The sequence below is a fragment of the Pseudomonas sp. QLc11A genome, assembly GCF_052112305.1.
In the GTDB taxonomy this organism is placed as follows: Bacteria; Pseudomonadota; Gammaproteobacteria; order Pseudomonadales; family Pseudomonadaceae; genus Aquipseudomonas; species Aquipseudomonas laurylsulfatiphila.
In genome coordinates, this window is record NZ_JAVAJJ010000011.1 from 161,265 (window position 1) to 183,253 (window position 21,989).

Below are 21,989 nucleotides of genomic sequence, written 5' to 3' on the forward strand. Positions count from 1 at the left end.
TCAAAATCTCAAAGAGATTGCCCGTGAAACTTTGAAAAAGCTCCTTACCGCCCCGGTAATGATCATTTTGCCGCTTGCCATGGAGTGCCCGGTGCAGGGCTGTTCGCCAGGCAATGCCAACCGCCCTCGGCCTTATTCAATCGTTGTGCTGCAACCAGCAGTTCGGATCGCCCGATCAGCAGGATTGCCTCGGGTAATTGCGTCAGAAAATCCGACGAGCGGCAGCCCAGCTTGCCCTGCCAAAGCAATTCCGCGGCCTGGGCAGTGGGCAATGCAGCCTGGGAAAATTGCTCGGCCAAGGCCTGGCGCTGGGCGATGAACGATTTGTCGTCGAGGGCATTGATCAGCATTGGCACATCGCTGAGGAACTGCTCGATGTGCTGCAGCAGATCTGCCGGCGCTACGTTCGGTGATTGCACACCGAACAGTAATCCGGTTGTCCCGTGAATCTGGCGTAGGGCGCTGAACACCGCATAGCCCAGTTGCAACTCCACGCGCAGGCGCTGGTAGAACGGCGTCTGACAGAAGTGCGCAAGTAGACGCCACGCGGCTTCGTCGGCCAATTCTCCGGTCACGGCAGGGCAAAACAGCAGCAGTGCGTGCTCGCTGGAATCGCTATCGATGGCGCTCCACAGGTGTTGTGACGGGATGGATGGCGGTGGGGTCAATTGATTATCCGGCGTGCCGGGTATACGGCTCAAGGCCAGGCCCATGGCCGCTTGAGTCTGGGCGGACAGGCCAATTGCCAGGCCATCCCAGCGTGCGCTCGACCAGAGTTGCAGCGCGTCGTCCGTGTTCGCGGTGTGCGCAAGGCAGTGATCGGGCAATACCTTGAGCAGCTGTCGAATGGGCATCAGTGCAGTGCTCGGCGGCACGGCTTGTGAGATTGCAGCGTCAGGTTTTGTCAGTTCTTGCAGCGCATGCTCCAGGACGGTGGGCAGCGGCTCCTGCAGTCCGGTCATTTTCAGCAGCCATTCGTTGCCCGAGGCACTGAAGGAAACATCCACACCGGCCTGACGCGCGTCTTCGCACAGCGGTTGCAGGTTATTTTCCAGGCGTGATTGAAGGGCGCTGGCGGGACTCGAGTCCAGACGCCAGCGCAGATAAATCGCACCCTCCGCGCTGTTGCCCGGCAAGGCCTGGCTGAACTGCATCGGCGAACGTTCACGACGACTGCGCGAGCGATCCTGGGCAAAGGTACGCAGGCCGCGGTGGGCGCTGGTCTGGCCACGAATCAATCCGGCGTTGGACGCGGGTGCTTCGGTACGCAGGAACGGGTTGGGTGCGGGCAACTGCCATGGGCCGCTGAAGTTATCCACAGCGCCGATTTGTTGGAGGATTTGCTTGAGGGCTGTAACGCCTTGGCCAGATAACCCGACTTCGCGTTGTTCGCTGTCCAGCCGGGCCAATTGCAAGGCGCTGCTGACCTGTTGCTGGCGCTGGTGCAGGGTTGCGTATTCTTCGCACAACTGTGTCCAGTCCTGCCGGGCAAAAAAGCTCAGCCAGTCCACAAGGCGTTCGTGAATCTCTGTCGGCCACCCATTGGCCGGCAGAGTGAATTCGATATGCAGCAAGGCTTGCCCGGCGAACTGGTACAGCGGCTGGGCTTTCAGGTGATCGGCCAGCCCGCGCTCGCGCAGGTCCGCCGACAAGCCACCGGGTTTTGCCGAATTCAGCCAGTGGCACAAAAATGCCAGCGCCTCGGCGCAAGACGCTGGCAGCGATTCGAGGGCGCACAGCCAATCCAGTCGCCGTTCTTCAGCCTGTTGATAACTTCTTTCTGAGCTCGACATCAGTGGCACGGGAGCGTGTTGCTCAATGCTTTCTCCCTTGGCGATGACGTTACCAAAGGCTTCAGCCAAGATCCTTAGCTCTTCGAGACTTTGCGGTCCGGCCAGGCTCAACGTCATCTGCTCGGTCTGGTAAAACCGCTGATAAAAATCCTGCAATGCCTGCTGAAACTCGGGCTGCCCTACAGCCAGGGTGGCGCGATTGCCGGCATGAAAACCGCGAAGCGGATGTGCTTCTGACAGTCCGTCGAACAGCGCAAATTGTTGCTGCGCTGCCGCATCTTGCGACCAGGCGACAAATTCCGCCTGCAGCACTTCCCGTTCCCGCTGCTGATCGTCCGGATTCATACGCGGATGGGCGAGCATGTCTGACAAACGCTCCAGCCCACCGGCAAATGCCTGGGGTGGCAGTTCGAAAAAGTAGTCCGTGGTGCGCTCGCTGGTTCGCGCGTTTATCTGGCCGCCATGACTCTGGACGTAGGCCATCAAGCCTTGCCCGGCAGGAAAACGCTCAGTCCCCAGAAACAGCAGATGCTCAAGAAAATGCGCCAGTCCGGGCCACGCCAGCGGCACATCATGGCTGCCCGCGGCGACCCGCAACGCTGCTGCGCAACGCTTCAAATTCGGGGCATGACGCAGCGTCACCCGCAAGCCGTTGGCCAGGGTTTCAGTATGGGGGCGAGGGTGATTCAGCGCGGGCATGGGCACTTCCAGAACAGTGAAGTGCCAATGCTAGCGGATTAGGACTTGTTCAGCTCGCCGTAAAGCTCGGGACGACGATCGATCAGGTAGCGATTGGCGGCACGGGAATCGACCATCAACTGTCGATCCAGTTCACCGACAATCAGCGACTCATCCAGTCCCGCCTGAGCGATACGGCTGCCATCCGGCGCAGCAATGCTGCTCTGGCCGCAATAGTGGATGTCGCCTTCATGGCCACAGTAGTTGGCGTAAGCCACATAGCATTGGTTTTCGAAGGCGCGGGAACGCACGGTGACATCGGCGACGAAATCGAACGGAATCATGTTCGCGGTCGGCACCAGAATCAGCTCGGCGCCGCCCAGGGCCAGGCGTCGGGCATTTTCCGGAAACTCCAGGTCGTAGCAGATCAGGAAACCGAGTTTCCAGCCGTTGAGCTCAACGATGGGAAACTCATCGGAACCTGCACTGAACATCGAGTGATCGAGGTCGCCGAACAAGTGCGTCTTGCGGTAGTTGCACACGCGCTCGCCATTGGCGTCGATCAACTGCACGGCGTTGTAGATCTGCCCGTCCTCGGTGCGCTCGGGATAGCCATACAAGATGGCAATCCCGGTTGCCTTGGCAATGCGCGCGATCTGCTGCGCCGACTCACCGTTGTACACCTCCGCCAACACGCTGACGGCATCGACGCCGATGTTGTAGCCGGTCAGGAACATCTCCGGCAGTACCAGCAGGTCCGCGCCTTTTGCCTCCAGCGCCAGTTGTTGCAGGCGTTGCAGGTTGCCGGCGACATCCAGCGGCAACGGTGGACATTGGTAAAGGGCTACGCGCATTTCGGATTCCTTTTACTCGGGCAGGGCGATCGGTCCGATCTCGTTGAACACATCTCCTGGACCCGGATTCTCGGCGTGAGTTGCACCGCCGAAGTGTTTCATGATGCCCCACACTGCGTTGAGCGAGGTCTGAACCGCGCCTTCAACCCAGGCTGGCGTCCACGAAACGTCGTCGCCAGCGATGAAGATCCCGCGCTGTTCTGCCGGCATGTCGTCCTGCATGAAGTGCGCGTACATGCGCTGGTTGTAGCGGTAGTGACCGGGCAGGGCGCCTTTGAACGCGCCGAGGAAATGCGGGTCGGCTTCCCAGGACACTGTGATCGGGTCGCCGATGATCCGCGCGGCGATGTCGACTTTCGGGTAGATCTTCTTCAGTGCATCCAGCGCCAGTTTCACGCGTTTTTCCACCGGGTGCGGGAGCATTTTCAGCGCGTCGCTCATCCACGAGTACGACAGGCAAATCACCCCTGGCTTGTCGTCGCCGTTGTCGAACAGGTAGGTGCCACGGGTCAGGCGATCGGTGAGGGTCATGCTCATCAGGTCGCGGCCGGTTTCCGGATCCTTGTCCTTCCAGAACGGGCGGTCGACCATCACGAAGGTTTTCGACGATTGCATGTAGCGGGTACGGTCCAGGGCCATCCACATCTTTTGCGAGAACAGGGTTTCGTCGCATTCGATCTGGGTGGTCAGCAGCCAGCTCTGGCACGTGGTCAACACAGCGGCGTATTCGCGGGTGTCGCCCCAGTTGTCGGTGACGGCGAAACGACCGTCCGGTGCGTGGGCAATTTTCTTCACACCGGTGCGCGGTGCGCCGCTGTGCAGGGAGCTGAGGCTGGTGCCGGCCGGCCAGTGTGCACAACGCTCCGGAACATGGCGCCAGATGCCTTGTGGCACCTGTTCCACACCGCCGACCACCAGGTGCTGATGATCGTCGCAATTGGTCATCACCACGCGGAAGATTTCCAGCATCGAATTCGGGAAGTCAGAGTCCCAGCCGCCGGTGCCGAAACCGACCTGGCCGAACACTTCGCGGTGATGGAACGACAGCTTGGCAAAGGCTTTGGAAGTGGCGACGAAGTCATAGAAGGTGCGGTCGTCCCACAGCGGCACCAGGGTGTTCCACAGTTCCTTCAGGCGAGGCACGTCGCGGTCGCGAATGGCTTGCTGGATATCCGAGAACTGCGAACCGGCTTCCAGGGCGTCGGCCCACGCGTCAGCCACTTCCTGGAACAGCGCAGGAAGGTCCGACAACTTCTGTGCGTAATGGGTCTGGCCTTCGAGGTCGATGACCGTGCTGCCCGACGCAGGCGTCAGCGGGTTGGGGAACGGTTTGGTTTCCAGGCCGAGCTTGTCGACGTAGTGATAGAACGCGGTGGACGACACCGGAAAGCGCATGCCACCCAGTTCGGCCACGATGCCTTCGGCGCCGTTGAATGCCTGGGAGCGCAGACGGCCACCCATTTTCGAGGCTTCGTAGACGACCGGTTTCAGCCCCAGCTTCATCAGCTCATACGCGGCCACCAGACCGGCAATCCCGCCGCCGACAATCGCCACTTCGGCACCGTGATTGTGCTCGGGAATGCTGCCCAGCCCGGCCGGGTGTTCGATCCAGTCGTCGAAGGCGAAGGGAAAGTCCGGGCCGAAAATGGTGATTGGTTTTTTACCGTCTGCAGGATGGCGATTGTTCTTGTTCATGGCTGACCTTGCTGGCGACCCGACGCGCAATGCGCATCTGAGTATAGGAAAAGATGCCAGCCATTCTAGAGAGCACAGAACACGTTAATAAGACGCAAAGTGTCGTCGTTTTGCCATTTTATTGGTCGATATGACGATATCGATGTACACACTGTCCACTGTGGGAGCGAGCTTGCTCGCGATAGCGCCAGTTCAGTCACCGATGAACCCAGGCCTGAAAAGTCAAACCGGCTGCCCCCGATCAATCTTGCTGCTCAAGATGATCGACGTCGTGGTCTTCTCCACCCCATCCACACTGCCAATCTGATCCAGCAACTGATCCAGCTGCTCCGGCGAATCGGTGCGCAACCACGCCACATAATCAAATTCGCCACTCACCGCACACAACTGCTGTACCTGCGCCATCGCGCTCAGGCGGCGCAACACCTCCTTGCCGGAACGCGGTTGCACCGTGATCCCGACATACGCCTGCAACCCGCCATCCACCACCCGCTGCCCGAGGCGCACGCCGTAGCCAGTGATCACTTTGGCCTTTTCCAGCCGCGCCAGGCGCGAGGTGACAGTGGTGCGGGCGATGCCCAGTTGCCGGGCGAGCATGGCCACGCTCTCACGGGCGTTGATCTGCAGGGCTGCAATTAACTGGCGGTCGATTTCGTCGAGAACGGGCGGGCGAGTGTCAGGCAAAGGGTTATCTCCAGCGGTATGGATCAGTGCGCAAGCATGTTACAGGCAGATTCTGTACGACGCTCGCGACGGATTCCTGATCAAGCCTCAGTACCGTTCATGCCATTTGCGCCTGCGACAAATTGCCATAAGTAACCAGTTAGTACATTATTCCGTCCTTGTCACAAATGGGGAAAATGTCCGACATGAACAATTCTGGGGTTGCCGCCGGCAGCAAATGGTTGCTGGCGGGGCTGGGTGTGTTGATTGCACTGATCGGGCTCGGCCTGGCGGGTGGTGGCGGCTATCTGATTGCGCTGGGCGGCAGTGGGTATTTCCTGCTGATGGGCCTGGCGATGCTGGTGTCCGGCCTGTTGATTGCCCGTCGCAAGCCGCTGGGCGCCTGGCTGTATGGTGTGGCGCTGGTTCTTACTGCGATCTGGGCGGTATGGGATGCCGGTCTCGAATACTGGCCGCTGGTCTCACGGGTGCTGACCTTCGCCGTGATCGGTCTGGTGGTGGCGTTGATCTATCCGACCCTGGTTCGCGCTTCGGGCGCGACCGGCGGGCGTGGCGCCTACGGTCTGGCCGGCATTCTGGGTGTGGGCGTTGTAGCGACGATGTCCTACATGTTCGTGCCGACCCATGTGGTCAAGGCCTCCGTTGAACCTGCGGTGACGCCGGTCGCGCCGGGCACCGAGCAGAAAGACTGGGCGCACTGGGGCAACACCACCGCCGGCAACCGCTTCGCCGCGCTGGACCAGATCAACAAGGGCAACATCGACAAGTTGCAGGTCGCCTGGACCTTCCGCACCGGCGATATCCCGCAAAGCACCGGTGCCGGCGCCGAAGACCAGAACACACCGCTGCAAATCGGTGACACGGTCTACACCTGCACCGCCTACGGCAAAGTCTTCGCCCTGGATGCCGACACCGGCGCCCAGCGCTGGAAGTTCGACCCGCAAGGCACCGCGCCCAACTGGCAGCGATGCCGCGGCCTGGGCTACTCCGAAACCCCGGCGTCTTCGGACAATCAGCCAACCGCCTGTACGAAACGTCTGTTTCTGCCGACCGGCGATGCCCGTCTTATCGCCATCAATGCCGACACCGGCAAGCCCTGCGAAGAGTTCGGCAACAAGGGCACCGTCGACCTGACCACCGACATGGGCGAAGTGAAGCCCGGTTACTACCAGCAAACCTCGACCCCGCTGGTCGCAGGGGACGTGGTGATCGTCGGCGGCCGCGTGGCCGACAACTACTCCACCGGCGAACCGCCGGGCGTGGTGCGTGCCTACGACGTGCGTAGCGGCGAACTGGTGTGGGCGTGGGATCCGGGTAATCCGAACACCAGCAAACGTCCGCCGGCCGGTGAGACTTACACCCGTGGCACGCCAAACGTGTGGTCGGCCATGTCCTACGACGCCAAACTCGGTCTGGTCTACCTGCCGACGGGTAACGCAACGCCAGACTTCTTCGGCGGTCAACGCACCGAGTTCGACGACAAGTGGAGTTCGTCCATCGTCGCCATCGATGTGAAGACCGGCCAGGTGCGCTGGCACTTCCAGACCACTCACCACGACCTGTGGGACTTTGATCTGCCGGCGCAACCGCTGCTGTACGACGTGCCGGACGACAAGGGCGGAATCCAGCCAGCTCTGGCGCAAGTCACCAAACAGGGCGAGATCTTCCTGCTCAACCGCGAAACCGGCGTACCGATTGCCCGCGTCGAAGAGCGCCCGGTACCGCAAGGCAAGGTTCCCGGCGAGCGCTATTCGCCAACCCAACCGTTCTCGGTCGACATGCCGTCAATCGGCAACAAGACCCTGACCGAGTCCGACATGTGGGGCGCCACGCCGTTTGACCAGTTGATGTGCCGCATCCAGTTTAAAGGCATGCGCCACGAAGGCGTCTACACCCCGCCGGGCATGGACCGCGCCCTGCAATTCCCGGGCTCGCTGGGCGGCATGAACTGGGGCAGCGTCTCGGTTGATCCGAACACGAACTACATGTTCGTCAACGACATGCGCCTGGGCCTGGCCAACTACATGATCCCGCGTGACAAGATCAAAGCCGGGGCCAGCGGCATCGAAATGGGCGTGGTGCCGCAGGAAGGCACGCCGTTCGGCGCCATGCGCGAGCGCTTCCTCTCGGCAGTTGGCATTCCGTGCCAGAAGCCACCGTTCGGCACCATGTCCGCTATCGACCTCAAGACCCACAAACTGATGTGGCAAGTCCCGGTCGGCACCGTACAGGACACCGGCCCGCTGGGCATCCGCATGCACCTGCCGATCCCGATCGGCATGCCGACCCTCGGCGCATCGCTCGCCACCCAGTCGGGCCTGCTGTTCTTCGCCGGCACCCAGGACTTCTACCTGCGCGCCTTCGACACCGGCAACGGTAACGAAATCTGGAAGTCGCGCTTGCCGGTGGGCAGCCAGTCCGGGCCGATGACCTACGTCTCACCGAAAACCGGCAGGCAGTACATCCTGCTGACGGTAGGCGGTGCGCGTCAGTCGACGGATCGTGGGGATTATGTGATTGCCTACGCTTTGCCTGATTAAGACACTGCGGACCCTTGTAGGAGCGAGCTTGCTCGCGATGGACGTTAACGATAACGCGTGCTGTCTGAATGGCCGCGGCGCGTTCAAGTCCATCGCGAGCAGGCTCGCTCCTACATCATTGTGCGGGGCAACAGGATGGACAGCGACCGTCACTCGTAGTCGAATGCGAGTACGAAGGATCCGAGGCAATGGACATGACGACGAACCTGCCTGCCGCTGTACGCGACCGTGCATTGCAGATCGCCCATCACGAAATGGGGCACTACGTGGTGGCCCGCGCCCTGGGCTTTGAAACGGGCGGCGTGACCCTGACAGTGACCAGGGATTTGCGCCACCAGGGCGGGGCCTCCATCACGCTGGTGCGGCCCATTTCGTCGATAGATGCCATGAAGGAACATCTGGAAGCCCGGATGATGGTGCTCCTGGCGGGCGCCATGGCGCAGACACTCCCTTCAAAACCTTCAGCCGCAAAACGCGTCGATAAACCCAAAGCCACCGCCATCCTCAAAGGCGAGCAGGGGGCGGAGCAGGACTACGCAAAAATCAGGGAGCTTCAGCATCTGCTGCGCAACATCGTCTACCCCGATACCGATCCGGCGTCGAGCGAGCGCATAACGGCGCAGCTTAAAGCGATGAATGATCGGGTGTGGGTCCGGACGCAAAAAATCATCGAGGACCAGGCCGAGACAATTGCCGAATTGGCTGGGGCGCTGGTGGACGGGATGGTTCTTGTGGAGCAATGGGGGCGGGCGGCGGATACGTATGAGGTGGTGTTCACCGGGCCGATGCTGGAGCGACTGCGGGCCGTGTAAGCCATACCTTCGTGATGTGTTTGGACTGAAGAGCCCGGTCCTATCAGTCCCAAAAAGGGAACGCTCGGTCCCTTTTTGGGAATTTTCAGGCTCTGTTTGTTTTATTGATCTGCTTGCGCTCTCGTTTGAGCAGGTCTGCGCGTCAGCACCTTCACCACATCATCAATCACCGCTTTGCTCATCGTCGTTAGGTAGTGCGCGGCCCAGGCGTGGCGGTCGGAGTCTTGGGTGTAGGCAGCGTCCACGGTGAGGGACTTTGCGAGGAACAGCAGGTCGGAGGCTTGGGCCAGGGCGTCGGCGATGGGGACGTCTCGACAGACGTGGAACAGTGGCTGATTCGAGAGAAACAGGAAGGGGGTGAAGCCAATGGTTTTTAGTTCTGATGGTGAGGGCGCATTGGTTTTGGACATGTTCAATCTCCTAAGCTTGAGGAGCTGCCACGTTCGTTTCCAAGCGAATGGGTGGCAGCTGTGCGCAGGTTGGAAAACCGGGAGCCTAGGAAACCGGCACGTCCAAAGACGTCCCACGCACAGCCGCCATGACACAGGATTGCAGTCGTAAAACGTCTGCGGTCATGTTGGGCACGTTGTTGCGATTCGCTCGACGGGTTTCCAAGCCCGATCGCTGAATGCTCAGCGACGTCCGGAGACTATCCCGTCAAAGAAAAGCGCAACAAGGCGGCAAAGTGCCCAAAAGCAAGATTCGGAGTTTGCCTACAAGGTCCTAAGGCGTCATCCGATATTTCGATCAAGCAAGTGTGTCCAGGGCTCAATGTTCAGGCGTGGCTGGAAACTGTCATTAACAATTCAACAAGAAACAGGGGATGGTCGGACGGCCGCTCAAACCCATAGAATTATTCCCTTGAGGTCATATTCCTTGGGTGGCATATTGTATGGGCTGGGATGTTGAGTACACCGACCAATTTGGAGACTGGTGGGAAGGGCTGGATGCAAAGGAGCAGGCCTCGGACTCGGCCAGCGTCGATTTGCTGGAGCTCTTTGGGCCAGGCCTGCGTTTTCCCCATAGCAGCGACATCAAAGGCTCGCGACATGGCAACCTGCGAGAACTGCGGGTCCAGCATGCGGGGAGGCCTTATCGTGTGTTGTATGCGTTTGATCCTCGTCGATGCGCTCTACTTTTGATCGGCGGGGACAAAACCGGTCAAGACCGCTGGTACGACGAGCATGTCCCGCTGGCGGATAACTTGTATGACGAACATTTGGAAACACTGCGTAATGAGGGCCGCAACGATGGCTAAGAAATTTGCTGAGCTCCAAGCTCGAATGACGCCGGAATCTCGCGCTGACGCAGAGCGGCAGTTCCAACAGCATCTTAAAGAAATGCCTCTGCACGAGTTGCGTAAGGCCCAGGAGCTGAGCCAGGAGACCTTGGCCAAGGCGCTACATGTCAATCAGGCGGCAATTTCCAGGATGGAGCGACGAACCGACATGTATATCAGCACGTTGCGCAATTACATCCGCGCCATGGGCGGCGAGCTGGAAATCATCGCAACCTTTCCCGACGGACAGGTGAAGATCGAGAACTTTGCCAATTGAGGTGATAAAAACGTCTCTGCAAAAACCGATCAGCCAGAAACGCAAAAGCCGCGCATTGCGCGGCTTTCTTGTTTGGTGGGCCCACACGGACTTGAACCGTGGACCAAAGGATTATGAGTCCTCTGCTCTAACCAACTGAGCTATAGGCCCTCAGTAGGTCGCGGATTATAGCGACGGTTTCGCGGCTGTGCTATCCGAAAAAGCCATTACGGTTGTACGAAGAAACGTCGCGGCGAATTCTTCGGGGGGCAAGGGCAGGCTGACGATGTAGCCCTGGATCTGTTCGCAGCCCTCGGCGGCGAGGAATTGCTGTTGCGCCTGGGTCTCGACGCCTTCGGCAATCACGGTGAATTGCATGCTGCGTCCGAGGGCGATGATGGCGCGTACGATCGCCGCATCGTGGGGATCGTCCGGCAGACCGCGGACAAAGGACTGGTCGATCTTGAGGATGTCCAGCGGCAGACGCTTGAGGTAACTCAGGGACGAGTAGCCGGTGCCGAAGTCATCGATGGCCAGTTGCACGCCCAGATGTTTGAGTTGATGCAATACCGCCAGCGCTTCTTCGGCCTGGCTCATGATGAAGTTTTCGGTGATTTCCAGTTGCAGGAATCCGGGGTTGAGGCCGTTGTCCTTGAGTAACTGCTCGATACGCCCCAGCAGGTTGGGCTGGCGCAATTGGGCGCCGGCAAGGTTGACCGACAGTGGGCCGGGGCTTTCGTACAGGCGGTGCCATTCGGCCATCTGGCGGCAGGCGGTTTCCAGGACCCAGTCGCCGATTTGCAGGATCATGCCGTTTTCTTCAGCCAGCGGGATGAAGTGTTCCCGCGGCACGTCGCCAAAGGTCGGGTGGCGCCAGCGGATCAGGGCTTCGGCGCCGACCAGGCTGTAGTCGTCGAGGCTGATTTTCGGTTGGTAGCACAGGTGCAATTCGTTGCGTTCGATGGCGCGGCGCAGTTCGTGCTCCAGCGCCACGCGTTCGCTGGCCTGGGCGGTGAGGTCGCGGGTGTAGCTTTCGACGCGGTTGCGGCCCTTGGCCTTGGAGCGGTACATCGCCGCGTCGGCGTTCTTGATCAGCGTGGCAACGTCACAGCCATCCTTGGGATAGAGGCTGGTGCCAATGCTGGCGCTGATGAAAAACTCGTGTTCGCCGGCCTGGAACGGCGCGGCGAAACAATTGAGCAATTTGGTGGCAATGTTGTCGGCGTCACTGGGTTGTTGCAGGCCTGGCAGCAGGATAATGAACTCGTCACCGCCCAGGCGTGCCACGGTGTCGATGTCACGCAACTGCTCCTTGAGACGTACGGCAATGCCCTTGAGCAGCAAGTCGCCCACCGGGTGGCCGAGGCTGTCGTTGATGTGCTTGAAGCGGTCAAGGTCAAGGAACAGCACGGCGCCCTGGCCGCCGTTCTCCTGCTGGTTGTTGAGTGCCGTCAACAAGCGGCTTTCGAACAGCGTGCGGTTCGGCAGGCCTGTCAGCGGGTCGTGGTGCGCCTGGTAGTCGAGTTTGGCCTGGGCATGCTTGAGGCTGGAGATGTCGGCGAATACCGCGACAAAGTGGGTGATGAACTTGTCGCGGTTGCGTACGGCACTGATGGTCAGCCAGCTCGGGTACAGCTCGCCATTTTTGCGCCGATTGGAAATCTCGCCCTGCCAATGACCTTCGGCAGTCAATTGATGCCACATGGCCGCGTAGAACGCGCTGTCATGCAAGCCCGAAGCGAGCAGCCGTGGCGTGTGGCCCAGCGCTTCGCTTTCGCTGTAACCGGTGATTTCGGTGAAGGCACGGTTGACCGCACTGATGTGCTGTTGGGTATCGGTGATCAACACGCCTTCGGCGGTGCTTTCGAACACGGTGGCGGCCTGTTGCAGTTTTTCCTGCATCAGGTGCCGCTCGGTGATGTCCCGGGCGATGGTCAGCATGCAGTCGTCATCGCCGATCGGCAGCGGACGGCTGGACACTTCACAGAGGCGGATCTGCCCGTCGCTGCGGCGGATATGGCAACTGAAGTCGCGGACAAAACCGTCCCGATGCAGCAGGTCGAGCATTTGTTTGCGTTCATTGAGATTGACCCAGATGCCTAGGTCCAGCACCGAACGATCCACGGACATGGCGCTGTTGAATCCGGTGATGCGACTGAAACCCTCGTTGACCTCCATCAGCAAACCGTCACTTTGCCGCGACAGCAGCAGGCCGTCGGGGGACGCATGGAAAGCCTTGGCGAACTTTTCTTCGGACGTTTGCAGTTGTTGCTGGGTTTCCTTGAGCTGGGTGATGTCCCGCACTACGACCACCAGCGCCGGTGTCATGTCGAGGTCGAACGGTTCGGCGGAGATCAGCCCGGTGAACACCTGGCCGTTGCTGCGACGAAAGGGCATTTCCAGATTGCGGATGCTGCCGGCCTGCAAGCGTTGCAACAGACCCGGCCCAACGCCGGGAATCCCCCAGATGTTCAGGTCGGTGGCGGTCAGTCCAATGACGTCCTCGGCCTTGAGGCCGATCTGTTCTTCGAACGCTTCGTTGACCTCCAGCAGGCAACCGTCGCTCAGGCGGGCGATCACCAGAATGTCAGGGCATTGCTGGAACACGGAAGCGAATTTCTGTTCCGACAGGCGCAGCGCTTCTTCGGTGCGCTTGGCGTCGGTGATGTCGATCATCAACCCGCGCAACACCGGCTCTTGCCCGTGTTCGATCAGGCTGACGATGTCGCGCACCCACAGGCAGCGCCCGTCGGCGGTAATCACCCGGTAATCAAGGCGGTGATCGCGCCCGGCCAGCACTTCGTGATCGCAGAAAGTCTGGGCACGAGTCAGGTCGGCGGGGTGAATGATGTTGCGCCAGAAGCCCGGAATCAGCCAATGGGAGAGGGGGTAGCCAAGAAGATCTTCGGCGTGGGGCGATACGTAGCTGTAGGTGTAGTCGGTGACCTTGGCTTCCCAGGCGATGGCCGACAGGCTCTCTACCAGGCCACGGTAGTGGTACTCGCTGCTGCGCAGTTCCTGTTCAAGATCGACCCGGCGGGCGATTTCCGAACTCAAGCGGCGGTTGATGCGGATAACCGCCGCCAGCACCAGGGTCAATAGCAGCAATCCGGGCAGGCCATACACCAGCAGGTCATTCCAGAATGTTCGATGATCGATGACGTTACCGACCCAATGCTCCTGAATGGCGCTGATTTCGGCGGGGCTCATGTCCGCCAGGACTTTGTCGAGAATGCCGACGAGGATTGCGTTGTTGCGGGGTACGGCCATGGCCAGTTGATAGCGATAGGGGGTTTCACCGCTGACATACAGCCCATCGAGCTTGAGCTGGCGCAGGCTCCAGACGCTGGACGCCAGATCGCCCACCACCGCATCCACTGCACCCGTGGCCAGCGCCTGTAACGCCGAGCTGACGTTCGGCATCGCCACCAGGTTCAGGTCGGGATTGTGGGTGCGCAACAGTTCGTGGGGGGCGTAGTTTTCCACCACGGCGATTTTCAGGCCATACAGGTCTTGCAGGTTGTGTGGCTGGGCGCCCCTGACATGGGCCAGGATGACGATCGGAAAATCCAGATAGGGGCGGGTAAACGACAGGTATTTCTGGCGTTCCGGGGTCGACATGATGCCCGGCAGCAGGTCGATTTTGCCTTTTTTGGCTTGTTCCAGGACGGCGGTCCAGCTCACCGGCTCGATGGGCGTGAGCCGGGTTTTCAGTCTTTGGCGAATGACCTCGATGTAATCCGCGGCAAGGCCCTGGTAGCGGCCCTCATCGTCGCGAAACTCGAAGGGCGGCCACGACGCATCGACACCCAGGCGCAAGTCCGGGTGAGCCGCCAGCCAGCTACGTTCATCCTCAGTTAGAGTCAGCGCGCCAGCCGTTGCGGTCCAGGTCATCAGCGACAGCAAAAAAAGCACGGTCGGCAGTCTGGGCATAACGGTCTCGTTATGGCTCTGGGGAATGTTTCGAGTGTAGACGGGCTACAGGGCGGAGGGGAGGTGTGGAGATATTAATCTGCCATAAAACAAAACCCCCGGCCTGGGCCGGGGGTTCTGTGATCACTCGTCGAGGAAGGAGCGCAGATGCTCGCTTCTGGTCGGGTGGCGCAGCTTGCGCAGCGCCTTGGCTTCGATCTGACGAATCCGCTCGCGGGTCACGTCAAACTGTTTGCCAACCTCTTCGAGGGTGTGGTCGGTATTCATGTCGATACCGAAGCGCATGCGCAGTACCTTGGCTTCACGGGCAGTGAGGCCGGACAGCACTTCGCGAGTCGCTTCTTTAAGGCTCTCAACGGTTGCAACATCGATTGGCGACTGCATGGTCGAGTCTTCGATGAAGTCACCCAGATGGGAGTCTTCGTCATCACCGATCGGGGTTTCCATGGAGATCGGCTCTTTAGCGATCTTCAATACCTTGCGGATCTTGTCCTCAGGCATTTCCATGCGTTCGCCCAGCTCTTCCGGGGTCGGTTCGCGACCCATTTCCTGCAGCATCTGCCGGGAAATGCGGTTGAGCTTGTTGATCGTCTCGATCATGTGCACCGGAATACGGATGGTGCGGGCCTGGTCGGCGATCGAGCGAGTGATCGCCTGACGGATCCACCAGGTGGCATAAGTCGAGAACTTGTAGCCGCGGCGGTATTCGAACTTGTCTACCGCTTTCATCAAGCCGATGTTGCCTTCCTGGATCAGATCGAGGAATTGCAGGCCACGGTTGGTGTACTTCTTGGCGATCGAGATCACCAGACGCAAGTTGGCTTCAACCATCTCTTTCTTCGCGCGGCGGGCCTTGGCCTCACCGATCGACATGCGACGGTTGATGTCCTTGATCTCGGCGATGGTCAAACCGGTTTCGGTTTCCAGCGCGGTCAGCTTTTGCTGGCAACGGACGATGTCCGGCTGCAGGCGGCCAATGGCTTCAGCGTATTTGCTTTTGCCTTTGGCCAGGGCGTCACTCCAGCTTTCGTCGACTTCGTTGCCCGGGAACTGGCGCAGGAAGTCTGCACGCGGCATGCGCGCATCACGAACGCAGAGCTGCATGATTGCACGCTCTTGCTGACGCAGGCGATCCAGGGCACTGCGAACACGCTCGACCAGGGCTTCGAATTGCTTCGGTACCAGTTTGATCGGCATGAACAGGTCGGCCAGGGCCAGCAACTCGGCAATCGCTGCCTTGTTGTGACGACCGTGCTTTTTCAGCGCCTTGCGGGTGATTTCCATCTGATCGGCCACAGCGCCAAAACGCTGGGCGGCGATGATCGGATCCGGACCGCTTTCGGCTTCTTCCTCGTCTTCCGAGGCTTCACCGTCTTCGTCGTCGGTGTCGTCATCCGCCTTGACGGCTTTCGCGTCAATCGGTGGCGGCACTTCTGCCGCAGGCGGCGCGATGCCGTCGTCCGGGTCGATATAACCGCTCAGGACGTCGGACAGGCGGCCACCTTCGGTGGTGACGCGGGTGTACTCGGAGAGAATATGATCAACCGTGCCAGGGAAGTGCGCGATTGCGCTCATCACCTCACGGATGCCCTCTTCAATACGCTTGGCGATTTCAATTTCGCCTTCACGTGTGAGGAGCTCCACCGTACCCATTTCGCGCATGTACATGCGCACCGGGTCGGTAGTGCGACCAATGTCGGTCTCGACCGCAGCCAACGCTGCAGCGGCCTCTTCGGCTGCGGCTTCGTCGGTATCGGCGTCGGCCAGCATAAGGGAATCCTTATCTGGCGCAACCTCGAATACGTTGATCCCCATGTCATTGATCATGCGGATGATGTCTTCCACCTGTTCCGGATCTGAAATATCCTCCGGCAGGTGGTCGTTGACCTCCGCGTAAGTCAGGTAGCCCTGCTCACGACCAAGTGTGATCAACTCTTTGATACGAGACTGCTGTTGCGCTTTTCCGGACATAACACCCTATCCACTGAAGGTCTTGGCGGGCAAAAAACAAGCCGAGGATTATACCTGAGCTATGACCTCACGCGCCAGTTGAGGTCGGGTTTGATGCGGAAACATTGCGACTTAAAAGGTCGCGCAGTTGGTTTTTCTCTTCGGTGCTCAATTCACTTTGACGTGCTTTTCGAAGAAGTTGTTCCAGGTTTCGCTCGCGTTGGCGGGCTGACAAGCTAGTAATGGTGTCGAAAAACTGTTGTTCAAGGTTGTCTCCATCAATCAGCCATTCCTTTTCCGCCAGGGCCTTGAGCAAGCGGCCCTGCTCTGTGCCGTGCCAGCGGGCAATCAGCTGAATTGAGTTTAGCTTGGGATTCTTCTGCACGGCTTCGAGCAGCGCCACCAGCAATTGTGTGTTGGTGTGATCCTCGGCGGCGAAGTGCCCGGCATCCTCGACTTTTTCGGCCAGTTGCGGGTGATGCAGCAGCGTGCGCAAGGCGGCGAGGGTCGGCGGTTCTACGGCGGCGGGCACCCGTGGCGCGCGGGGTTGATCGCGATCACCGCCCCGTTTGCCATTCTTGTCCCACGGTTTCTTGTCCCATTTCTTGCCTCCTGCACCGGGCTTCTTTGGCGTCCATTCCTGCTGCGGCACATACATGTCCTGTGCCTGCGGCTGATGATAGTCGCTGTAGTCGGGCATCGCGTCGTAATCGATGCCCGGGTCGTAGGCCGGTGGTGCTTCCTGCGGGGCGCTTTGTGCCAGCTGGCTCACTGCTTCGCCGCTCAAGCCGGTGATTTCGCTCAGGCGCTGGCGCATCAGGGTGCGCAGGTTGGCGCCCGGGACTTTGTCGATCAGCGGCGCGGCGAGGGTGGCCATATGGGCCTTGCCCTCGAGCGAGCGCGGGTCGGCTTCTTCCGTCAATTGCTGGAAGAAGTAATCGGCCAGGGGCTGTGCATGCTGGTTGATCCGTGCGCGGAAGGCGTCAGTGCCTTCGGAGCGGACCAGGGTGTCCGGATCTTCGCCCTCGGGCAGGAACAGAAAACGTGCACGACGACCGTCCTGCAGACTCGAAAGTGTTGCCTCCAGTGCCCGCCATGCCGCATTGCGACCGGCCTGATCGCCGTCGAAGCAGAACAGCACGCTGGGCACGACGCGAAACAGCCGCTTGAGGTGCTCTTCGCTGGTGGCGGTACCCAGGGTCGCGACGGCATTGCGCAGGCCTTGCTGGGCCAGGGCAATGACGTCCATGTAGCCCTCGACGACGATGATCTCGTCGAGGTTGCGGTTGGTCTTGCGCGCTTCGTACAGGCCGTAGAGTTCCTGCCCTTTATGGAATACCGGGGTTTCCGGGGAGTTCAGGTACTTCGGCTTGTCGTCGCCCAATACCCGGCCGCCAAAGGCAATGACGCGCCCGCGGCTGTCGCGGATCGGGAACATCACTCGGTCGCGGAAGCGGTCGTAACGTTTGCCGCTTTCGGCGTTTTCGATCAGCAGGCCGGCATCGATCATGGCTTTTTGTTGCAGGGTGTCGCTGCTCAAGTGCTTGAACAGGTTGTCCCAGCCAGGCGGTGCAAAGCCCAGGCCGAAGTCCCGGGCGATTTCGCCGGTCAGCCCGCGACCTTTCAGGTAGTCCACGGCGGCCTTGCGCGATGGATGGCTTTTCAAGGCCTGGCGATAAAAGTCGGCGGCGGCGCTGAGCAGCGGATACAGCGGCGAATCGGTCGGCTGCCGCGGCTTGTGCGGGCGGCCGCTTTCTTCGCGGGGGATTTCCATGCCGGCGGCTTTGGCCAGTTCTTCGACCGCCTGGACGAAATCCAGGTTGTCGTGGTCCATGATGAAGCCGAGGGCGTTGCCGCCAGCGCCGCAGCCGAAGCAGTAATAGAACTGCTTGTCGGGGCTGACGCTGAACGAGGGCGTTTTTTCCTTGTGGAACGGGCAGCAGGCGGTGTGGTTCTTGCCGGCCTTTTTCAATTGCAGGCGCGAGCTGACCACGTCGACGATGTCGGTGCGGTTCAGAAGGTCGTCAATGAAGCTCTGGGGAATTAGCCCGGCCATGGCGTTCTCGTCATCTGCGCTGAAAGGAGCCCGAAACGTACGGCGACCGAACGCGGGCGTTGATTGAAGCGCGCAAAGTGTGCGGCTCGACCAGTGTCGTCTGCGTAATCGCTGTCGGGAAGTGTATCTGCCGAAAATCCACTGACGTTAATGCCAATCAGTATTCGGCTGTTTGAATGTGTTGCGCTGAATCCGCTGCGGCCAAACACAGGCCTCGGATAGCTCATCATTCGGCACGCAAGCAGGTGCCTTGGGCTGATCGTCGTGAGAGGAATCAGTGGGTGTGCTCGTCAGTAGCCTTGAAAGGCTCGTCAGAAAAGACGTGCACCGCTGGCAAAAGAGCCAGGTCTGACGCGGTGAAGCAGATTTGTCTCGGTCGCGTCTGCGGCTTTGACAGTGAAGCATCAAGCGATTTACGCAAATGCCATAAGCCCGGCTGAGGGCCGGGCTTGGCAGAAGCTTGCTACGGTCGTCTGTGTATTAGTACAGACGAACGGCGCGGCGCTGTTCGCGCTGAACTTTCTTGGCGTGACGCTTAACAGCAGCAGCTGCTTTGCGCTTACGCTCAGAAGTTGGCTTCTCGTAAAATTCGCGGCTACGAACTTCAGCCAGTACACCGGCTTTTTCGCAGGAGCGCTTGAAACGACGCAGAGCTACGTCGAAGGGTTCGTTCTCTTTTACTTTGACGGCTGGCATCCAGAGCTACCTTCATTCATTACCGGGGTCAACATCCTCGCGGCAAAAGAGCACTTGAAGACGTCGGTTTTTAAGGGTTGCGGATGTTAACCCCTCATCGCTCGGAATGCAAAGCCTCTGATCGAAAACCGCTGGTCGGGGCATCCCGCGACGACTATTATGCGCGCCTTCGAATTCAGCCTAAACAAGGCGCAAACCCATGCTAGTACTGGGATTAGAAACCTCCTGCGACGAAACCGGCGTCGCATTATATGACAGTGAACGCGGGCTGTTGGCCGATGCGCTTTTCAGTCAGATCGACCTGCACCGCGCCTATGGTGGCGTGGTGCCGGAGCTGGCCTCGCGCGATCACGTCAAACGCATGCTGCCCTTGATTCGTCAGGTGTTGGCCGAGGCCGACTGCGTGCCGACCGAGATCGACGCCATCGCCTATACCGCGGGTCCTGGCCTGGTCGGTGCCTTGCTGGTGGGGGCTTCCTGCGCCCAGGCGCTGGCCTTTGCCTGGGGTATTCCGGCCCTCGGCGTACACCACATGGAAGGCCACTTGCTGGCACCGATGCTGGAGTCGCAACCGCCGGAATTCCCGTTCGTCGCTTTGTTGGTCTCCGGTGGTCATACGCAACTGGTTCAGGTCGACGGAATTGGTCAGTACACGCTCTTGGGCGAGACCCTGGATGATGCTGCCGGCGAAGCTTTCGACAAGACGGCCAAGATGATGGGCCTCAATTATCCGGGCGGACCGGAGATCGCTCGCCTTGCAGAGCAGGGAGTTGCGGGGCGTTTCGTCTTCCCGCGTCCGATGTGCGACCGCCCGGGCCTGGATTTCAGCTTCAGTGGCCTGAAAACCTTTGCTTTGAATACCTGGCAACACTGCGTCAGTGCCGGGGACGACGGCGAGCAAGCCCAATGCGACATCGCACTGGCGTTCCAGCAGGCCGTGGTGGAGACTTTGACCATCAAGTGCAAGCGTGCCCTTAAAGCCGCCGGCATGAAGCGCCTGGTGATCGCCGGGGGCGTCAGTGCCAACAAGGCGTTGCGTGCTTCTCTGGGGAAAATGCTCGGCGATATGAAGGGTGATGTGTTTTATGCCCGTCCGCAGTTCTGTACCGATAACGGCGCGATGATCGCCTTTGCCGGCTGCCAGCGCTTGCAGGCCGGTCAGCAGGAAAGCCTGGCGATCAGCGTGCAGGCACGCTGGCCGATGGAGCAGTTGTCGGCGTTGTGATGAGCGGCGCTTATTTCCGGCCGCTAGAAATGCCGTTCGCGCCCGGCAAACAGGTCGCGTAGATTGCTGCGATGGCGCCAGACGATCAGTCCGGTGAGCGTGCTCATGGGCAGCAGGGCCGCCGGTTCTTGCCAGGCCAGCAAAGGCAGGGTCAGCGGCGTGGCAATCAGGGCGGCCAGGGAGCTGGTGCGGGTCAGGTAGAACGTCAAGAGCCAGGCGCAGACCGCCAGAAGGGCGGCGGGCGGGTACAGCCCCAGCAGCATGCCGGCAGCGGTGGCGACACCCTTGCCGCCGCGAAAACGGAAGTACAGCGGAAACAGATGGCCGATGACGGCATAGACGCCGATCCAGGCTTGTTCCTGCTGCGAAAGGCCCGCAAGACGCGCTATCAGTACCGGCAGCAGGCCTTTGCAAAGGTCGCCGAGCAGGGTCAGGATGGCGAGTTTCTTGCCGGCCAGGCGCAACATGTTGGTGGCGCCGGCATTGCCCGAGCCACTCATTCGCGGATCGGGGTTACCGGTCAGGCGGCTGAGCAAAATGGCAAAGGACAGAGAGCCGAGCAGGTAGGCGAGGATCGCCAATAACCAAAACATGCTAACTATTCCGGGCGAGGAAGCCCTGATTCTAACGGCGCATTGCGCCCTTGTCGTGTAGCGGAGAGAAGTGCTTGGACAGAGTGTTTATCGAGGGCCTGGAAGTCGACACGGTGATTGGTGCCTACGACTGGGAGCGAGGCATCCGACAGTGCTTGCGTCTTGACCTGAGCTTCGCCTGGGATAATCGCCCGGCCGCAGCCGGTGATGACCTGACCTTGGCGCTCGACTACGCCAGTGTTTCCTCGCGCATCCAGGCGTTTGCCGAGCAGGCGCAATACCAGCTGGTCGAGACTTTTGCCGAGCGTCTGGTTGAAGTGCTGATGAACGAATTCAAGATCACCTGGGTGCGTCTGAAGCTGACCAAGCCCGGCGCGGTCCCGGCTGCCACCGGTGGTGTGGGCGTGGAGATCGAGCGCGGATGTCGCTGACTCAGGTGTACCTCGGGCTCGGTAGCAATATCGAGCGTGAAGCCCATTTGCGGGCGGGGCTCGATGCATTGGCGGCGTTCCTTGTCGATATCCACTGTTCGGCGGTGTTCGAAAGCCAGCCGGTGGGCATCAAGAGCGGGTCGTTCTTCAATTTCGTGGTGTCGGCGTATACCGATCTGCCGCTGATTGAGCTTGATCGTCGTCTGAAGTTCATTGAGGCGGATAACGGTCGTTACGCACCGGATCGCCGAGGTTTGCCGCTGGATATCGACGTGTTGTTGTTCGGTGAGCTGGTGGGCAACTTCGATGGCCTGATCTTGCCGCGGGCAGAAATCCTGAAAAATGCTTTTGTTCTGTGGCCGTTATCGTTGATCGCGCCGGATCGCGTGCACCCTGGTGTCGGTAAAAGTTTCGCCAGGTTGTGGGCCGAATCGCAGATTGATCAGGTATTGGCGCCAGTGGCGTTTGAGTGGCGTGGCGAGCAACTGACCCCGTCCAGTTTCCTTTAAAGCAA

The 21,989-nt window shown here is 60.0% G+C and carries 17 protein-coding genes and 1 tRNA gene; 7 read left to right on the forward strand and 11 right to left on the reverse strand.

Going from position 1 to position 21,989, the window contains the following annotated elements; translation table 11 throughout:
- Positions 1-62: 62 nt before the first annotated feature.
- The 4 genes from pqqF to Q8X48_RS17455 all read right to left on the reverse strand — a co-directional run bounded on the left by pqqF (position 63) and on the right by Q8X48_RS17455 (position 5,704).
- Positions 63-2,492, reverse strand: coding sequence for a pyrroloquinoline quinone biosynthesis protein PqqF (pqqF, locus tag Q8X48_RS17440; RefSeq protein WP_407799928.1), 2,430 nt, complete (start codon positions 2,490-2,492; stop codon positions 63-65).
- Positions 2,493-2,530: 38 nt separating this feature from the next.
- Positions 2,531-3,325: a carbon-nitrogen hydrolase family protein gene (locus Q8X48_RS17445; protein ID WP_217836530.1), complete on the reverse strand. Its 795-nt coding sequence runs from the start codon at positions 3,323-3,325 to the stop codon at positions 2,531-2,533.
- Positions 3,326-3,337: 12 nt separating this feature from the next.
- Positions 3,338-5,020 carry a flavin monoamine oxidase family protein gene (locus Q8X48_RS17450; protein WP_407799927.1) on the reverse strand — a complete coding sequence of 561 codons (1,683 nt, stop codon included), beginning with the start codon at positions 5,018-5,020 and terminating at the stop codon, positions 3,338-3,340.
- 222 nt (positions 5,021-5,242) lie between these two features.
- Positions 5,243-5,704 (reverse strand): Lrp/AsnC family transcriptional regulator, encoded by a 462-nt coding sequence (locus Q8X48_RS17455; protein WP_007980298.1) that lies wholly within the window; start codon positions 5,702-5,704, stop codon positions 5,243-5,245.
- A 185-nt stretch (positions 5,705-5,889) separates the two neighbouring features.
- Here Q8X48_RS17455 and Q8X48_RS17460 point away from each other — a divergent pair, with 185 nt between their 5' ends.
- The gene (locus Q8X48_RS17460) at positions 5,890-8,244 is read left to right on the forward strand and encodes a glucose/quinate/shikimate family membrane-bound PQQ-dependent dehydrogenase (protein ID WP_407799926.1); all 2,355 of its coding nucleotides are present in this window, start codon (positions 5,890-5,892) and stop codon (positions 8,242-8,244) included.
- 194 nt (positions 8,245-8,438) lie between these two features.
- Entirely contained in the window at positions 8,439-9,056 is a 618-nt protein-coding gene (locus tag Q8X48_RS17465) for a peptidase M41 (protein WP_407800088.1), read from the forward strand.
- Between the two features lie 101 nt (positions 9,057-9,157).
- Here the strand turns inward: Q8X48_RS17465 and Q8X48_RS17470 are convergent, their stop codons facing one another.
- Entirely contained in the window at positions 9,158-9,466 is a 309-nt protein-coding gene (locus tag Q8X48_RS17470) for a DUF3077 domain-containing protein (protein ID WP_407799925.1), read from the reverse strand.
- 482 nt (positions 9,467-9,948) lie between these two features.
- On the opposite strand from Q8X48_RS17470, the gene Q8X48_RS17475 reads away from it, so the two are divergent.
- Positions 9,949-10,314, forward strand: a complete 366-nt coding sequence (locus Q8X48_RS17475) for a type II toxin-antitoxin system RelE/ParE family toxin (RefSeq protein ID WP_407799924.1) — start codon at positions 9,949-9,951, stop codon at positions 10,312-10,314.
- Entirely contained in the window at positions 10,307-10,612 is a 306-nt protein-coding gene (locus tag Q8X48_RS17480; RefSeq protein ID WP_095964093.1) for a helix-turn-helix domain-containing protein, read from the forward strand. The genes Q8X48_RS17475 and Q8X48_RS17480 overlap by 8 nt, the downstream gene beginning before the upstream one ends.
- 73 nt (positions 10,613-10,685) lie before the next feature.
- Here the strand turns inward: Q8X48_RS17480 and Q8X48_RS17485 are convergent.
- The 5 genes from Q8X48_RS17485 to rpsU all read right to left on the reverse strand — a co-directional run bounded on the left by Q8X48_RS17485 (position 10,686) and on the right by rpsU (position 19,226).
- Positions 10,686-10,762 (reverse strand) — tRNA-Ile (locus Q8X48_RS17485).
- 15 nt (positions 10,763-10,777) lie between these two features.
- Positions 10,778-14,524, reverse strand: coding sequence for an EAL domain-containing protein (locus Q8X48_RS17490; protein WP_407799923.1), 3,747 nt, complete (start codon positions 14,522-14,524; stop codon positions 10,778-10,780).
- 123 nt (positions 14,525-14,647) lie between these two features.
- Positions 14,648-16,495, reverse strand: coding sequence for an RNA polymerase sigma factor RpoD (gene rpoD, locus Q8X48_RS17495; protein WP_407799922.1), 1,848 nt, complete (start codon positions 16,493-16,495; stop codon positions 14,648-14,650).
- A 67-nt stretch (positions 16,496-16,562) separates the two neighbouring features.
- Positions 16,563-18,530, reverse strand: a complete 1,968-nt coding sequence (dnaG, locus tag Q8X48_RS17500) for a DNA primase (RefSeq protein ID WP_007980233.1) — start codon at positions 18,528-18,530, stop codon at positions 16,563-16,565.
- Positions 18,531-19,010: 480 nt separating this feature from the next.
- Positions 19,011-19,226, reverse strand: a complete 216-nt coding sequence (gene rpsU / locus Q8X48_RS17505; RefSeq protein ID WP_002551877.1) for a 30S ribosomal protein S21 — start codon at positions 19,224-19,226, stop codon at positions 19,011-19,013.
- A 199-nt stretch (positions 19,227-19,425) separates the two neighbouring features.
- On the opposite strand from rpsU, the gene tsaD reads away from it, so the two are divergent.
- A complete protein-coding gene (gene tsaD, locus Q8X48_RS17510) occupies positions 19,426-20,451 on the forward strand; it encodes a tRNA (adenosine(37)-N6)-threonylcarbamoyltransferase complex transferase subunit TsaD (RefSeq protein WP_407799921.1) in 1,026 nt (341 codons plus the stop codon).
- A gap of 23 nt (positions 20,452-20,474) precedes the next feature.
- On the opposite strand, the gene plsY is transcribed toward tsaD, so the two are convergent.
- Positions 20,475-21,044, reverse strand: a complete 570-nt coding sequence (plsY, locus tag Q8X48_RS17515; protein ID WP_015097072.1) for a glycerol-3-phosphate 1-O-acyltransferase PlsY — start codon at positions 21,042-21,044, stop codon at positions 20,475-20,477.
- 74 nt (positions 21,045-21,118) lie between these two features.
- On the opposite strand from plsY, the gene folB reads away from it, so the two are divergent.
- On the forward strand, positions 21,119-21,475 hold the full coding sequence (gene folB / locus Q8X48_RS17520; protein WP_407799920.1) for a dihydroneopterin aldolase: 357 nt from the start codon (positions 21,119-21,121) through the stop codon (positions 21,473-21,475).
- Positions 21,466-21,984, forward strand: coding sequence for a 2-amino-4-hydroxy-6-hydroxymethyldihydropteridine diphosphokinase (folK, locus tag Q8X48_RS17525; protein ID WP_407799919.1), 519 nt, complete (start codon positions 21,466-21,468; stop codon positions 21,982-21,984). Before folB ends, folK begins: the two co-directional genes overlap by 10 nt.
- Positions 21,985-21,989: the final 5 nt, after the last annotated feature.